This window comes from Acetobacter sacchari, from assembly GCF_017377715.1.
GTDB classification, from domain to species: Bacteria; Pseudomonadota; Alphaproteobacteria; order Acetobacterales; family Acetobacteraceae; genus Acetobacter; species Acetobacter sacchari.
In genome coordinates this window covers 1-226 of the sequence record NZ_JAFVMF010000144.1, presented here as the reverse complement: position 1 = coordinate 226, position 226 = coordinate 1, and the positions used below count along the sequence as shown (strand labels likewise).

The following is a 226-nucleotide window of genomic DNA, read 5'->3' as shown; positions in this document are numbered from 1 at the left end:
CTGAGTTCATCTTATGTTGTTTTCTTATTCCACTTTTTCAGCTCTTCGATCCGCCATTCAGGCTTTCTGCCGGGAAGAAGAGTCACAATCTGCAAAAGCATCCAAAAGAAGAAGAGAGAGGTTTGAACAAGACAAATGTAGTTATGATGATCCTTTTGCCATGGATTTTTCTCGGGGTAAAGGTGTTCAGTTTCCATTTTCAGTTTCTGATCGGGTTATAATCAAG

1 protein-coding gene is annotated in these 226 nt (G+C 39.8%); it reads left to right on the top strand.

Annotated features, from left to right (window positions below; genetic code table 11):
- Window positions 1-13: 13 nt before the first annotated feature.
- On the top strand, window positions 14-226 hold a 213-nt coding region (locus J2D73_RS20540), incomplete at its 3' end, for a hypothetical protein (RefSeq protein WP_207884286.1).